The organism is Methylobacterium platani, from assembly GCF_001653715.1.
In the GTDB taxonomy this organism is placed as follows: Bacteria; Pseudomonadota; Alphaproteobacteria; order Rhizobiales; family Beijerinckiaceae; genus Methylobacterium; species Methylobacterium platani.
Genome location: NZ_LWHQ01000011.1, coordinates 26947 through 39193, shown reverse-complemented (window position 1 = coordinate 39193; position 12247 = coordinate 26947). Strand labels below are relative to the sequence as shown.

The 12247-nt window shown below is 68.6% G+C and carries 19 protein-coding genes and 2 tRNA genes; 16 read left to right on the top strand and 5 right to left on the bottom strand.

Translation table 11 applies throughout. The annotated features are described in order from the left end of the window. Positions 1–58: 58 nt before the first annotated feature. From A5481_RS06240 to A5481_RS06230, 3 genes are all read left to right on the top strand, one after another. On the top strand, positions 59–346 hold the full coding sequence (locus A5481_RS06240; RefSeq protein WP_048432281.1) for an HU family DNA-binding protein: 288 nt from the start codon (positions 59–61) through the stop codon (positions 344–346). Positions 347–554: 208 nt separating this feature from the next. Beyond that, positions 555–764, top strand: a complete 210-nt coding sequence (locus A5481_RS06235; RefSeq protein WP_048432282.1) for a hypothetical protein — start codon at positions 555–557, stop codon at positions 762–764. Between the two features lie 62 nt (positions 765–826). After that, the gene (locus tag A5481_RS06230) at positions 827–1231 is read left to right on the top strand and encodes a hypothetical protein (RefSeq protein WP_048432283.1); all 405 of its coding nucleotides are present in this window, start codon (positions 827–829) and stop codon (positions 1229–1231) included. Positions 1232–1251: 20 nt separating this feature from the next. Here A5481_RS06230 and A5481_RS06225 read toward each other — a convergent pair whose 3' ends face one another. From A5481_RS06225 to A5481_RS06210, 5 genes are all read right to left on the bottom strand, one after another. After that, the gene (locus A5481_RS06225) at positions 1252–1533 is read right to left on the bottom strand and encodes a hypothetical protein (RefSeq protein ID WP_048432284.1); all 282 of its coding nucleotides are present in this window, start codon (positions 1531–1533) and stop codon (positions 1252–1254) included. Between the two features lie 44 nt (positions 1534–1577). Continuing rightward, entirely contained in the window at positions 1578–1904 is a 327-nt protein-coding gene (locus tag A5481_RS06220; RefSeq protein ID WP_048432285.1) for a hypothetical protein, read from the bottom strand. A 717-nt stretch (positions 1905–2621) separates the two neighbouring features. Continuing rightward, positions 2622–3152, bottom strand: a complete 531-nt coding sequence (locus tag A5481_RS06215; RefSeq protein WP_048436883.1) for a hypothetical protein — start codon at positions 3150–3152, stop codon at positions 2622–2624. 62 nt (positions 3153–3214) lie between these two features. After that, positions 3215–3388, bottom strand: a complete 174-nt coding sequence (locus A5481_RS33300) for a hypothetical protein (protein WP_156312121.1) — start codon at positions 3386–3388, stop codon at positions 3215–3217. Positions 3389–3398: 10 nt separating this feature from the next. Further along, positions 3399–4091 carry a hypothetical protein gene (locus A5481_RS06210; protein WP_053082580.1) on the bottom strand — a complete coding sequence of 231 codons (693 nt, stop codon included), beginning with the start codon at positions 4089–4091 and terminating at the stop codon, positions 3399–3401. Positions 4092–4493: 402 nt separating this feature from the next. Here A5481_RS06210 and A5481_RS06200 point away from each other — a divergent pair, with 402 nt between their 5' ends. The 13 genes from A5481_RS06200 to A5481_RS06145 all read left to right on the top strand — a co-directional run bounded on the left by A5481_RS06200 (position 4494) and on the right by A5481_RS06145 (position 12202). After that, positions 4494–4700 (top strand): hypothetical protein, encoded by a 207-nt coding sequence (locus A5481_RS06200; RefSeq protein ID WP_048436880.1) that lies wholly within the window; start codon positions 4494–4496, stop codon positions 4698–4700. A 13-nt stretch (positions 4701–4713) separates the two neighbouring features. Further along, the gene (locus A5481_RS06195) at positions 4714–4980 is read left to right on the top strand and encodes a hypothetical protein (RefSeq protein ID WP_048436879.1); all 267 of its coding nucleotides are present in this window, start codon (positions 4714–4716) and stop codon (positions 4978–4980) included. 90 nt (positions 4981–5070) lie between these two features. After that, positions 5071–5241: a hypothetical protein gene (locus tag A5481_RS33295; protein ID WP_156655609.1), complete on the top strand. Its 171-nt coding sequence runs from the start codon at positions 5071–5073 to the stop codon at positions 5239–5241. Between the two features lie 1132 nt (positions 5242–6373). After that, positions 6374–6631 (top strand): hypothetical protein, encoded by a 258-nt coding sequence (locus tag A5481_RS06185; RefSeq protein WP_048432703.1) that lies wholly within the window; start codon positions 6374–6376, stop codon positions 6629–6631. Positions 6632–6991: 360 nt separating this feature from the next. Beyond that, positions 6992–7315 (top strand): HNH endonuclease, encoded by a 324-nt coding sequence (locus A5481_RS35675; protein WP_082172989.1) that lies wholly within the window; start codon positions 6992–6994, stop codon positions 7313–7315. A gap of 32 nt (positions 7316–7347) precedes the next feature. Further along, complete coding sequence (locus A5481_RS06180; protein ID WP_048432704.1) at positions 7348–7575, top strand: hypothetical protein; 228 nt, start codon at positions 7348–7350, stop codon at positions 7573–7575. 466 nt (positions 7576–8041) lie between these two features. Next, positions 8042–8590: a hypothetical protein gene (locus tag A5481_RS06175; RefSeq protein WP_156311755.1), complete on the top strand. Its 549-nt coding sequence runs from the start codon at positions 8042–8044 to the stop codon at positions 8588–8590. Then, positions 8587–8958: a hypothetical protein gene (locus A5481_RS06170; RefSeq protein WP_053082281.1), complete on the top strand. Its 372-nt coding sequence runs from the start codon at positions 8587–8589 to the stop codon at positions 8956–8958. Before A5481_RS06175 ends, A5481_RS06170 begins: the two co-directional genes overlap by 4 nt. A gap of 164 nt (positions 8959–9122) precedes the next feature. After that, positions 9123–9198 (top strand) — tRNA-Thr (locus A5481_RS06165). A gap of 7 nt (positions 9199–9205) precedes the next feature. Next, positions 9206–9281: transfer RNA gene (locus A5481_RS06160), tRNA-Asn, on the top strand. Between the two features lie 611 nt (positions 9282–9892). Beyond that, a complete protein-coding gene (locus A5481_RS06155) occupies positions 9893–10072 on the top strand; it encodes a hypothetical protein (RefSeq protein WP_048432705.1) in 180 nt (59 codons plus the stop codon). Between the two features lie 10 nt (positions 10073–10082). Further along, on the top strand, positions 10083–10322 hold the full coding sequence (locus A5481_RS06150) for a hypothetical protein (protein ID WP_048432706.1): 240 nt from the start codon (positions 10083–10085) through the stop codon (positions 10320–10322). 242 nt (positions 10323–10564) lie between these two features. Next, positions 10565–12202 carry a terminase large subunit gene (locus A5481_RS06145; RefSeq protein ID WP_048432708.1) on the top strand — a complete coding sequence of 546 codons (1638 nt, stop codon included), beginning with the start codon at positions 10565–10567 and terminating at the stop codon, positions 12200–12202. Positions 12203–12247 lie beyond the last annotated feature (45 nt).

Sequence of the window (12247 nt, the reverse complement as noted above, 5' to 3'; positions counted from 1 at the left end):
CCCGGGACCGACCCAGCGGAACCCGGGTTTTTCACCGTGACAATCCCAGGAGAGAACCGTGAAGGGACCTGAGTTCACGAGGCGGCTGTCGGAGCTGTCCGGCGTCGCGATCGGCGACGTCGAGGCTGTGCTGCAGGCCCAGGGCGACATCATCGAGAGCGCCGTCCGCCAGGGCGACGAGGTGTATCTGCCCGAGGTCGGCAAGATGCAGGTCCGCGACCGCTTCGAGCCGACCACCCGCCACCGCGGCACGGGCGAGCTCATCCCCTCGCACGCCCGCAAGAGCCTCCGGTTCAAGCCGCTCAAGCGCCTGCGCGACGCGGTCCGCGCCTTCGAGGGCGCCTGATCCGGGTTGGCGGCGGAACGCAGCTTCCCAGGGCACGGTCCCGCCGCCTGACCCACCAAATTCCCAGTGGCAGGTCCGCCACGGCCACCCTCATCCCAGTGAGGCCGACCATGACGAAGCGAGCTCATACCACAACCGAGTTGATCCCGTTGGTCGAGGACCAGGGCGACCCGGCCGCCGGCGGTCGCGGCTGCACGGAGGGCAGTTGATGAGCCTGGATAGCTCTCGTCACGACCGGCTTGTGGAGCTCGAGGCAGAGAACGCCCAACTCCGTGCCAGCGTCAACGCGCTCTGCGATGCCGCCGCAGCGATCGTCTCCTATGACGGCGATGACGCCAAGCCACCGATCACGGACCTGCTTCTCATGCTCGAAGCCGAGGTTGCGCGTGCCCGCCCCGCCAGCGACGATGGATCCTGATCGCCTCGAGTACCCCCTCTCCCGATCCGGAGAGGGGATCTGATGCCCTCGAGAGGGGGTGCTTGATCGCCGAGCCGGCGGCGTGCCACCTCTACGGGATGAAAGCTGCTCCCGTTCTCCTCGCGCTTGCCCTGATCGCCGCTGCCGCCCCGGCCGCCGCCGAGATCCACCGCCGGGTCGCCGTCGACTACGCCCGGTTCGGCGCCTGCGCCTATCAGGCCCTCGATCGGGCCTATCCCGGCTACATCCGCTACGCCGATCTCCGCGGCGCCGACACCATCCAGATCACCCACGGCGGCCAATCGGCCGGCTGGCTGTTCACGGTCGACGTCAGCGCCTTCTCCATGGAGATCCGGAAGGCCGGCAAGGGCGCCGACGTGGTGATCAGGTCGAAGGGCTCACTGCTGGGCCCCGACAGCCAAGGCGAGGACGCCTGGAAGGAGATCGCCCCCTGCGCAGGGGCTTGATGCCCTCGAGAGGGGGAGGCTCAGACGGTGCGCTCCGACGGGTAGTTCCAGACGTCGACCTCCGGCTCACGAGGGAGCTTCCACTCCGCGGCTCGGAGCGCCTCGAGCGCCAGCTCCTGCAAGTCGATCATCCCGGTGAAGAACACCTGATGCTCTCCGAGTTGACCGAGCGTGCCGTCCACATCCCCCACGTTCATGATCGCCAGATGCAGCTTGATCGCCTGGACGGCGCGCTGGACCCGGTCCTTGGGTGTCGGAAGGTCGGACTGCTGTTCCGGGGGCGGCCCCTCGTCCTGCGTCATTTCGATGTCCTTGGGAGGGGGGGGTCGATGCCCTCGGGTAGGGGTCAGACGTCGCGGCGCGCCCACGCCTTGAAGCGGTCCTGCTGATCCGTCGGGATCGCCTCCGCCTCATGCAGCAAGGTCCAGGCTTCGCGCGCGCCTCCCGGCACTCTCAGCGTCGCCAGCAGGACGTCGAGGTAGACCGGAATATCCTCCTGCCCTGACAGCCAGGACCGCACCCGCTCCACCCGGGTCGACAGCAGGGTGGCGAGCATCTCAAGATCCAGCCCCCCAACGCGAAGGGCCTCCTGCAGCTGGGTCGCCGACAGCCGGCGCCGATCTCCCGCCTTCTGGCGCAGCTGCTGGAACTTCTGCGGGGTCATGTTCGACATGAGGAGCTCCTGAATTTTGGGCCTAATGCCCTCGAGAGGGGGTGTCCGGTTTGGGGGTTAATCCCCTCGGGAGGGGGTGGGTGTCGATGCCCTCGAGAGGGGTGTTGATCGCCTCGAGAGGGGGTGACGGGGCGCGCTCCCGGCCGGGCGCCAGCGCCTGCCCGGATGCGCCTGCGCCCGCCCGCCCAGTCATGCGCCCGCCGGCGCCCGCCCGCCCGCCCGCGCCCAGGCGCCCAGGCGCCCGCACCCCCGCGCGACGCCCGCGACGCCCGCGTGAGGGCCTCGAGGGGGCGGATAGGGCCCTGGATCCCCAGATTTGAGCCGTGGCGCCCGTCGGCGGGTCGCGACCTACATCCGGACCAAAACGGGCCGGAACGGGCGCCACGGGCCCGCTAATGGGATTTTTCCTGTACAGGCCTATTATCCCCCAAGGTCCATAGGGGGACGGCCCCGGGACAGTCCTGGGATTGAGCCTGCAGAGGTAGGCGCGCACGACCGCCCCCGGGGGAGCACGCCCGGGATCGGGCCCGCCCTCCCGGGATGGGCGCACGACAGCCGACGGCCCCCGGGGTGCTCGAGGCACGCCCGGAGGCCCTACGGCGCGCGTGGGTAGCGCCGTCGCCCTGCGGATGATGTGAGGCACGTCCCGCCCTCCCGCGGCGCCTGAAACGGCTACGGAGCCCCGCCACGGGCCCCGGCTGTCGTCTCACGGTAGCGTCAGGCTCTCCGGCGTGGCATCGCGGCGTGGAGCATGTACCCCCAGACGCGGCGCGCCTGATCGTCGGTCGGCTCCACCGTGCCATTACCAAACTCAGTCCATGCTGAAACCTTGCGAGATCTCGCGCATAGACCTGGCATCTCAGCAAATTGATTAAGTACTTCGTGCGGATCATCGCCCTCATACAGTCTGGGGCCGTAGGTTGCTTCGGTCTCGCACTTAGATAATGAGACTTCGTCGCTGTAGATTTGGCGCAGGCGTTCCGCCGCCTCCGCATAGACACCACCGCCGAATAGCGTCACGGCCTCGTCGATAGACGGATACCGCCGGGCGATACCGAATTCCGGTGCTAGGTCGTCGGTGGGGTTAGTGATTGACGTGTCGCAGACGGTGATCAGACGGCGCGCCTTCTCCGTGAGACGGTCCGGGTCGAGGCTGACGGGCGTTGCGTAGAGCAGATGATCCGGGAAACGCTTCGCCTCGACGGAGCTATTGCGGCGGTAGGTGGTCGCGAACGTGAACGTCAGCATGGTGGTGCCTCCTCGCATGGTGCGGCTGGAAGGGCGGGCTGAAGCACGCCCCTCGGGTCGCATCACAACGGCAGGTCGAACGCATCGGCGATCGCGCGGGCCTCGGCCTCTGAGAGGAGACCGCGGCGGGTGAGTTTGTCCAGATGCTCCCGCATGGCGTCGTCGAGATCTTCGACCGGGATCCATCCTGCCAGCGCGGCGAGTTCCGGGCCCCACTGCTGCAGGGTCGGAGACATGGGGGCGAGATCAGCCACGGGCAGCCCCCAGAGCAGTGAGCACGCTCCGGAAGGTGGCGGAGCCGGCCGACGAGGGGTGCATCTGGACAGCCCGCACCGCGCGCGCCTCCTCCGCCGACATGGTCGCGTCGAGATCAGCCCCGAACGGCGCAGCCTTCTGAGCCGCGAAAATCTCCGCCACGCGGGTTGACGGCAACACGGCTTGAGCCGCCTTGAATACCTCCCGCGCCGCGGCGTGCTCACGTGCCAGGATCTTCCGGGCGGTATCCTCCCATTCCCGATCCCCGTGGCCGCGCCACACCCCGCCGCCGGTCAATTCGATCTTGTCGCCGAACTGGCCCAACGAGCGGCCGGCATAGGTCAGGAGCACTTCGCCTTGCGTGACGCTGAACCGTTTGCGCTCGATGGTCAGCAGGTTGCAGTCGAAGGGGAGGGTCTGGTCGAGGTAGTCTGCGGACTGCTGGTTCCGCCGGATCGCGGCCGTGAGACGTTCGATCAGATCAGCGTCATCCGTCATCACGTTGAAGACGTGGCTGTATGTCAGGAAGTTGCCGAAAAACGAGGTCATGCCGTTGGAGCATTCCTCGACGAAATTGCCGTAAGCCTCGAAAGAGCGGTCCAGCGTGTCACTCTCGAGGCGGGCGAAAAGCGCCTCGAGGGGCTGAACCGAGCCGGAGCCGTTGCTGAGGATTTCGGTGGTCATCGACTTTGTCCCTTGGTGCTCACGATTGAGCGTGAAGATCATCTAGCTGTAGACGGCAAACCCGTCAATAGGGCTGTACAGGAAAAATCATTCAATCTTGCGTCCCTGCGAGGCGAGGCCCGCGACGACCAGGCGCCGGATCATCTCCGGGCGGGACGGGAGATCCTCCTCCCCTGCAGCTGCAGCGTCGACCGCGCGCGTGAGGGGCGCGGCGAGTGACAGGTGGATGCTAGTGTACCCTTCGCCCTCTGCGAGCCGCGGGCGCCCTCTGCGAGGCTTGGTGCTGTTTTCGTCCGCCATGTCGAAATTCCCTGTTGCGTAAGCCGAAAAAATCTGTACAACAAAAAGCACCGGAGCGCAACGCTCCGCCCCGCCCGATTGTGGGCCCCAAGGGGAATACAGATGACACATCCCGCCTTTCGCGCCGGTTACGTCTCCGCCCTCTACGCCATCGTCGAGATGATCCACGGCAACGCCACCCCGGCGGACGTGGCCGGCTACATCGTCGCCCTGGGCGCTCTGGGCGGCGCGGTGTCCCGCGCGGTCGAGGATCAGGCCCACGATGGCACCTTCGCCGCCGCCGTCTTCGACATCCTCTGCAACGGCTGAGGGAGCCGGACCCATGACCTACCCGACCAACGTCAGTGCTGGCGCTCTCTCTCGCGCCGATCTCGAGGCGCTCAAGCCCGGAGACCGCGTCTATCACCGCCACCACAGCCTCGGCCGCCGGCTGGTGATCTGGGAGGCTGGGGAGCCTGCCCCCTGGTACTGCGACACCGGCGAGACCGAAGGGCGCAAACGGTCCCTGATGTGCTTCGCGTACCACGTCGACGACCAGGGATGCGCCAAGTACACCGGACAGACCAGCTTTACCGTTTTCTCGGACTAGACTGAAGAAAAACGCAAGCATGCGCGATTTTGTGCTTGCGGCTCTCGTATTTTGCTGTACAACTTAAATCACAACAACGGAGCAGCCCAGATGACCGCCCCCAAGACCTTCATCCTGATCAACACCCTCACCCGCCAGACCCAGAGCAAGCCCCTCCCCCGCCGCATCGCCCAGACCATGGCGGACCAGCTGAACAGCATCATGGGCGCCGGGGTCATCGTGGTGGCCCCCGCCGGATGGGAGGCGGTGGGGCTGAACTAAGCCCCTCCCACCCCGGAGGGGTGGCGCGCCTCAGGGGCCCCGCGCGGGCCTCTCAGCCGCGCCATGTGGACCACCGCCCGATTGTGGGCCATCCAAGGGATACCAGCCATGATCGACGCCAACGCGGCCCCCTGCCCCGCCCCGGCCCCCTTCGGCCCCACCTACAGCCCGCCTCCGGCCGCCGCGAAGTGGCGCAAGCTCGCGGCGAAGCGCGACCTGTCAGAGGACGAGGGGCGCGCCTACGGCGCCGCGGTACTTGAGGGGATCCGCGTCCAGCAGCGGGCCGCGCTGCAGCGGGAACTTCCCACCCACCGGCACCCGTGCGCCAGCGGCACCACCCACACGGACGGCAAGCGGATCCTCGCGGCCATCCGCGCCCAGAACGCCGCTCGGATCGAAGCATCCGTGAAGGCAGACCGCGCCGCCCGCACGGATGCGCAGCTGCTCGAGCAGTACGAGGCTGCCATGGCGGAGAAGCGTGCTCGCCTCGCCCGTGAGGCTGAGGCCCCCGCCCCGGCGCACGTGGTCGTCCCCGTGCCGGCCCCTGAGGCTCCCGCCGCCGCCCCGGTGCAGTCCCAGCCGGATCCCGTCGCAATCCCGGTTTCGCCCCGGGACGATACCGCCCGCCCGGTCGTCGCCCACTGCAGCTCGCACCGTGCCCGGGAGCGCCTGCTCCGCGCCTCCCGCGACGGCACCGCCTATGCCCCGGCCGGCTCGAGCAAGGGTGGCGCCTTCCGCCTCACCATGGCCGATGCAGAGCGGTGCGCCGAGATCACGGGGGTGCGCCTCGTCGGGATGCCCAGGAAGCCCAGAGCCGTCATCGAGCCGGCTCCGGCGCCCGTGGAGGCTGTCGCGCCCCCGCCCGCCCCTGTCCCCGCCCCGCGGCCCGTGCTCGCCGCTCAGGCGCCCCGTAGGCCCCTCCACGTCACGGCTCGGAGGTCCGGTGCGCGCACACCGCTACGCAGTCGAGGCCGGATGGTGGGTCGTCCGGTCCCCATCTCGCGCGGTTATCTCCGCTCGACCCTCAGGGTGAGAGTAGAAAAATCAGCTGATCTGTCGATTTCTGCAGATTTGCAGTTGACGCCCGAAGTCTCTCCAAATACAACATCAATACAGCCAAAGGAGAGACCAAGTGCTCAACGACCTCGCCGCCGCCCTCAACGAGATCATCGCCCAGGCTGCTCCGGCCGCTCCGGAGCCCACCCTCGAGGAAGCCTTCGCTGCTCTCCTCGCCGGCACCACTCCCACCCGCCCCCGCACCTACCGGATCCGCTGCACCCTCACCCGTTGCGTCATCGCCTTCGTGGGCTGTGTCGACGAAGCCCGGGACACGGTCCGCGCCTGGAACGCTCTAGCGGCCCGCCCCCGGTACGAGGTCGAACTCGCCTGAGGCCGGTCCCTACAGGTTCACGGGGCGTTCCCATTAGCGCCCCGGTTTCATCCCGGTTTTGTGACGTGACGCCGCGCCGAAACCCGCAAAACCCGACCCCCTCAAGGGCATGCGGGAGTTTTCTCAAGTAACACATTGAGAAAGCAAGTGTTTTTCAGGTTGCGAGTGTGCGCAGTCGCAGCTATCCCCTTTCCTACAGCTTGAATTGCGCCTGACGCGGTGCGGCCCACACTCGAGGCCCCGCCGACGGCGCTCCCTCACAGTCCCGCCCCTCAAGCCTGCCGCCCTCACGGGCCGCGGGCCGCATGCGTCTGGGAAACGCATGGTGCGGCGGGACTGGCCCTATAGGAGCCGCGCCCCGTGCCACCCCGCAAGCCCCGTCTTCGGACGTTGGCGCCCCTGGTCGCGACCGCGGACAGCCGCACCGTCCCGCCGCCGCCCAAGGAGCGGGATGCGGAGTTGGGGACCGCGGCCCACCGGGCGTGGAGCCTTGAGGTACGGCGCCGCGCCGGATGGAAGTGCGAGGAATGCGGCGCCACAGGCGTGCGCCTCCACGCCGACCACATCGTCGAACGGCAGGACGGCGGCGCCCTTCTCGACCCACGCAACGGGCAGGCGCTCTGCACCGGCTGCCACACTCGGAAGACCACGGCCGCTCGAGCCGCCCGCCATGGGCTCACCTGATGCGTCCCTTCGATATTCCAGGCCGGACCCGCATGGCGGCCCAGCCAACGGGCCGCGTCATCCCCGTCACCGATGAGCCGATCGTCTCGAGCCGCCCAGACGTGGCGCCGATCCCCCAGACCGTTTCGCGCTGGATGCTGACGGACGACGAGCGGGCCCGCATCGCAGCAGGTGCCCACGTCCAGATCAGCGTGAGCGACGGCACGCATGCCGACATCATCGTTGTGGTGTCCTACCCCGATGAGGACGGCGAACCGTGAGGAGCGGCTCGCCGCGGGAGCGGACCCCATGAGGGTCGTCGCCCGGATCATCGAGGGGCTCGCCTACGTCCTTGCTCTGTGGGTGGGCCTCGCCCTCGCAGGCTGCCCCCTCGGTGACCTGGTCGAGAACCCCAGGAACGGCCCGCCCGTGGTGCTTCCCACAGCACCAGGTCGACCCGCCCTCCTGAGGCGGTAGAGACCCACCCCACAGCAGCCCCGTACAGACCGGAAGCCGCTCTCCCCCCAAGGTAGCGGCACCTCCCCCGTTCGCCCGTCCTGGACCAGCCTCGTGGATCCTCAGCCCGGGAGCCCGCTCACCCCTACAGAGGGGAGGGGGGGTCGAAAGTCCGGCGGAGGGAGGGGGGATGACCGCACGGGGACCCATTCGCAGAATTAATTTTGCCCCGGGCCAAAACCGTCATGAAACCGGGATGGCCTCGGCAGGAAACTGGTAGCGTACCCGCACATGCCTGTGACAGCAGCGAAATCCGGATCGAAGGGCGGCCGTCCGCGGAAGGATGGTCCGCGCGACGCGGCGGGCCGGCTGATCCGGAAGGAGCGGCTCGCTGGCAAGGCGTTCACCCAGCCGATCGGGGCGGAGCATGGGCTCCCGCTGCAGGTCGAGCAGATGGTGGCGGCGGGCGAGCGAAGGGAGACGATCGCACGCGCGGTCGGCTGCACGGTCGCCGAGCTCGAGGTCCGGTTCGCGGACGAGCTCGAGCACGGAGCGGCTCGGCGCCGCGCCGAGATCATCGACATCATGTGGCGGAAGGCGCGTGAGGGGCATCCTGGCTCCATCAAGGAGCTGGTCGAGATGACGGGCGCCGCGGTGGCGGAGCGGTCCTTCCTCGACGGCGCCGATGCGACCGACGAGGACGACGAGCCCTCGGCGCAGCCCGCGGCCCGCCGGCGCCGCCTCGGGAAGAAGGAGCAGGCCCTGGTCGACGCCGAGGGCGCCGGATCGGGGACGGAATGGGGCGACGACCTCGCGCCCCCGAAGGAGACGCTGCAGTGAGCCAGACCCAGCACGATGCCCGTCAGGCGACGACGGAGGAGCACTTCGACCAGTACCTCCGGAAGGGCACACCGCCAGTCGCAGCGTCGGAGCTGGCGCGGCGGCCGGGCCCGATCCTGATGTCGCGAGCGAACCCGGATGGGGCGAAGCTCGAGGACCACCTCGCTCAGCTGATCGACGAGCTGAGGGCGAAGACCGCCAACGTGCGCGGCGATGCCAGCCCGGTGGCCGAGATCGTGGCGCGCCACAACGTCCAGATCATGGACCTGCTGGCGGCGGCCCGCGTCCTGCAGCTCGGGACGATCGAGGCGCTCGCCCAGGTGGCGCCCGATCCGGGCCCGCGGGGCACGCCGCGCGTAGGGGTGTGAGCCCGGGTTCACCCCAGGGCCATCCCGGGAGAATACCAGCGGGGAGCGCCGCGAGCGCCTGATGCCTGCCTCGGCGGGCTGCAGGGCCGAAGCCCCACCCGATCCGTTGAAGACCCTCCCCCCTCTGCGGGGGAGGATGGTCGGGTCAACAGCGGTACGAGTTTGCCGAGGTAGCTCAGATCGGAGAGCGGCCGCCTTGTAAGCGGATGGTCGCCGGTTCGATCCCGGCCCTCGGCTCCATGGATGTTGTGACGTAGCTCAGTCGGTAGAGCGTCCCGCTGTTAACGGGTCGGTCCCAGGTTCGAGGCCTGGCGTCACAGCCACAGTTCGATGCGACAGGCGTTTGACTTCCCGTCCAATAACCGGGGGCCTGCACTCGCCGGTCGCATCGATCCAGTTCAGCGGGCGCGCCCTTCGCGGGGCGTGGCGGCGCACCAGCCGGTTGCGGATGGGTGCGGGCGTGCCGGAAGCGCGGGATGCGCGGTCAGCGCCTGTCGAAGCGGACAGGGGACACGGGATCAACACGCTGGGCGGACACCGCCCGCTGATGAGTTCGGCTCGGTATCCGAGGCGCTCACGTCCCACCGCCGCAAGGCTGGGGCGCGAAGCGGGCGGGCACCGGGCCGTCCGACACGACCGACGGACGAGGCTTTGGCCCGTGAGCCAGTAGGTGGTCAGTACGCGCGGATTAGCACGCCGCGCCGAATGCCCGCGGTGGGAGCCCGAACGAGCAGCTGCCAGGAGTAGGGCGCTCAACCACTGCAACCGAACGCAAGCCGGGATGGGTAGCGAGCGGTCGAGTTCGTGTCGGAACCCTTACTGCAGCCCGTGGCCCCAGGGCCCTGATCTCGGCGTGCCGACGGCAACACGATGAAGCCGCCGGCCGACCGGGTTCGGGAAGAGGGGCGCCCTTCAGTCCGGCCGGGAGAGAGCCATGCGCCACGTCCGCCACCTGCTCGCTCGCTTCCGTCTGTCCCAGCGCGCTGTCTGCGAGGAGAGCGCGGGCCGCGGCCTGTACGACGACTTCCACGACTATCCGGACACGGAGCACGGCTCGCCCTGGCACCTCGTCGACCTGACGTGTCGCCACTGCGGCAAGACCTTCCGGATCTAAGCGAGGCCACATGCTGACCGGCTACCTGATCCCCTACATCGGGCGCGTGATCACGCCCTGCGATGCCGACGGCATCCCGGGCATGGACGACGAGGAGGTGGCGGGCTGCCACTTCGAGTGCCGCGCCTGGGTCGTCTCGTGGTTCGGCTTCGCCGGCGTGTTCCCCTATGGCGAGGTCTCGCCCCGCATGGTCGACGACGCCGATCCGCGCCGCTACGCGCCCGGCGACATGGCCAAGGGGCTGATCTGACCCGTGAGCGTTTGGAGGCTCTTCAATTTCGTCGCGATGACAGCATGGCTGTTCAACGCCCTCTGCGTCGCCACGGCGTGGTGGCATGGCGTGCCACTCAGCGGGTTCGTTGCGCTCGCCGCTATTTGCGGCATGGTCGTTGGCGCGATGTGGTGCGCTGAAGACGTGTGGCCCTCGCTGAACGGCAGCCCGCGCCAGTGACGACCTGGTCGACCGCCGTCCCGGACTGGGAGAGGCGCATCATGGATGGGGCGTCCCTCGTCCCAGACCTGCCTCTGTTCAAGGCGGAGGCGGACCGGGCGGTCCGCGTCTTCAACCGCTTGCGGATCCCGGATGTGATCGGCAAGCCGACCATGGCCGAGGCCGCCGGCGAGTGGCTGCGCGACATCGTCCGGGCGGTGTTCGGCGCCTACGATCCGGCCACCAACGAGCGGATGCTGCAGGAAGCGTTCGTCCTCGTCCCGAAGAAGAACAGCAAGACCTCCGGCGCGGCATCCATCATGCTGACCGCGATCATCCTCAATCGCCGGCCGGAGGCGGAGGGCCTGCTGATCGCCCCCACGAAGGACGTGGCGGATCGATCGTTCAAGCAGATTGCCGGCACGATCCGGGCCGACCCAGAGCTAATCAAGGTCTTCCACATCCAGCAGCACATCCGGAAAATCACCCACATCCGGACGGGCGCGACGATCGAGGTCAAGGCCAGCGACACCGACGTGATCACGGGTGCGAAGGCCACCTACATCCTGATCGACGAGACCCACGTCTTCGCGGCCAAGAGCAAGGCCTCGGACATTTTCGTCGAGATCCGGGGCGCCCTCACGGCCCGGCCGGACGGGTTCCTGATCCAGATCACCACCCAGAGCAAGGACCCGCCGGCGGGCGTGTTCAAGGTTGAGCTGGCGAACGCCCGGGACGTGCGCGACGGCAAGCTCGACCTGCCGCTGCTGCCGATCCTGTACGAGCTGCCGGAGGCCTACTCCAAGGACGGCGGCTGGGAGAACGAGAATTACTGGTCCCTCGTGAACCCGAACCTGGGGCGCTCGGTCAACGTCGCGTTCCTGCGGCGCGAGGTGCTCAAGGCCAAGCGCGAGGGGCCGGAGAAGATCCGGCTGATCGCCAGCCAGCACTTCAACGTGCAGGTCGGCTCCGCCCTCCGGACGGACCGCTGGCCCGGCGCCGAGTTCTGGGAGAAGCGTGCGGATCCGGACCTCACCCTCGAGGAGCTGCTGCTCCGGTGCGAGGTGGTGGTGGTCGGGGTCGACGGCGGCGGTCTGGACGACCTCTTCGGGCTCGCGGTGCTCGGCCGGGACCGCGAGACCAGGCACTGGCTCTGCTGGTCGCGCGCCTGGGCGCACACCAGCGTTCTCGAGCGCCGGCCGGGCATCGTCGCCCAGCTCCGCGACTTCGAGAAGGCGGGCGAGCTGACCATCGTCGATGACAAGCTCGAGGACGTGTCCGAGATCGTCGACCTGATCGCCGGGATCCGCGACCGCGGCCTGCTGGGCGGCGTCGGGGTCGACCCGGCGGGCCTGGGCGAGCTGGTCGAGGGCCTCGCGGCCGAGGAGATCACCCAGGAGGACGGCGGCCTCGTCGGCGTGCCCCAGGGCTTCGGCCTGATGGCGGCGATCAAGACCGCCGAGCGCAAGCTGGCCAACGGCACCTTCGTCCACAGCGGCTCTTCGCTGGCGGCGTGGTGCGTCGCAAATTTGAAGATCGAGCCCACCGCCACGGCAGTGAGGGCTACCAAGCAGAACGCCGGCGACGCCAAGATCGACGTCGCCATGGCGCAATTCAACGCGGTCTTTCTACTGAGCCGCAACCCGGAGCCACTGCAGCCCCGCAGTGTCTACGAGGATCGTCCCCTCCTTATCGTCTGAGGCGAGCGAATGGGCTTGATTGACTGGTTCCGCTCGTCTGCACCG

Bases quoted from the DNA above. Each gene is read 5' to 3' on its own strand.
- A5481_RS06235 (WP_048432282.1), top strand. From the start codon at position 555: ATGAGCCTGGATAGCTCTCGTCACGACCGGCTTGTGGAGCTCGAGGCA.
- A5481_RS06225 (WP_048432284.1), bottom strand. From the start codon at position 1,533: ATGACGCAGGACGAGGGGCCGCCCCCGGAACAGCAGTCCGACCTTCCG.
- A5481_RS06220 (WP_048432285.1), bottom strand. From the start codon at position 1,904: ATGTCGAACATGACCCCGCAGAAGTTCCAGCAGCTGCGCCAGAAGGCG.
- A5481_RS06215 (WP_048436883.1), bottom strand. From the start codon at position 3,152: ATGCTGACGTTCACGTTCGCGACCACCTACCGCCGCAATAGCTCCGTC.
- A5481_RS33300 (WP_156312121.1), bottom strand. From the start codon at position 3,388: ATGTCTCCGACCCTGCAGCAGTGGGGCCCGGAACTCGCCGCGCTGGCA.
- A5481_RS06210 (WP_053082580.1), bottom strand. From the start codon at position 4,091: ATGACCACCGAAATCCTCAGCAACGGCTCCGGCTCGGTTCAGCCCCTC.
- A5481_RS06200 (WP_048436880.1), top strand. From the start codon at position 4,494: ATGACACATCCCGCCTTTCGCGCCGGTTACGTCTCCGCCCTCTACGCC.
- A5481_RS06195 (WP_048436879.1), top strand. From the start codon at position 4,714: ATGACCTACCCGACCAACGTCAGTGCTGGCGCTCTCTCTCGCGCCGAT.
- A5481_RS33295 (WP_156655609.1), top strand. From the start codon at position 5,071: ATGACCGCCCCCAAGACCTTCATCCTGATCAACACCCTCACCCGCCAG.
- A5481_RS06180 (WP_048432704.1), top strand. From the start codon at position 7,348: ATGGCGGCCCAGCCAACGGGCCGCGTCATCCCCGTCACCGATGAGCCG.
- A5481_RS06175 (WP_156311755.1), top strand. From the start codon at position 8,042: ATGCCTGTGACAGCAGCGAAATCCGGATCGAAGGGCGGCCGTCCGCGG.
- A5481_RS06155 (WP_048432705.1), top strand. From the start codon at position 9,893: ATGCGCCACGTCCGCCACCTGCTCGCTCGCTTCCGTCTGTCCCAGCGC.
- A5481_RS06150 (WP_048432706.1), top strand. From the start codon at position 10,083: ATGCTGACCGGCTACCTGATCCCCTACATCGGGCGCGTGATCACGCCC.
- A5481_RS06145 (WP_048432708.1), top strand. From the start codon at position 10,565: ATGGATGGGGCGTCCCTCGTCCCAGACCTGCCTCTGTTCAAGGCGGAG.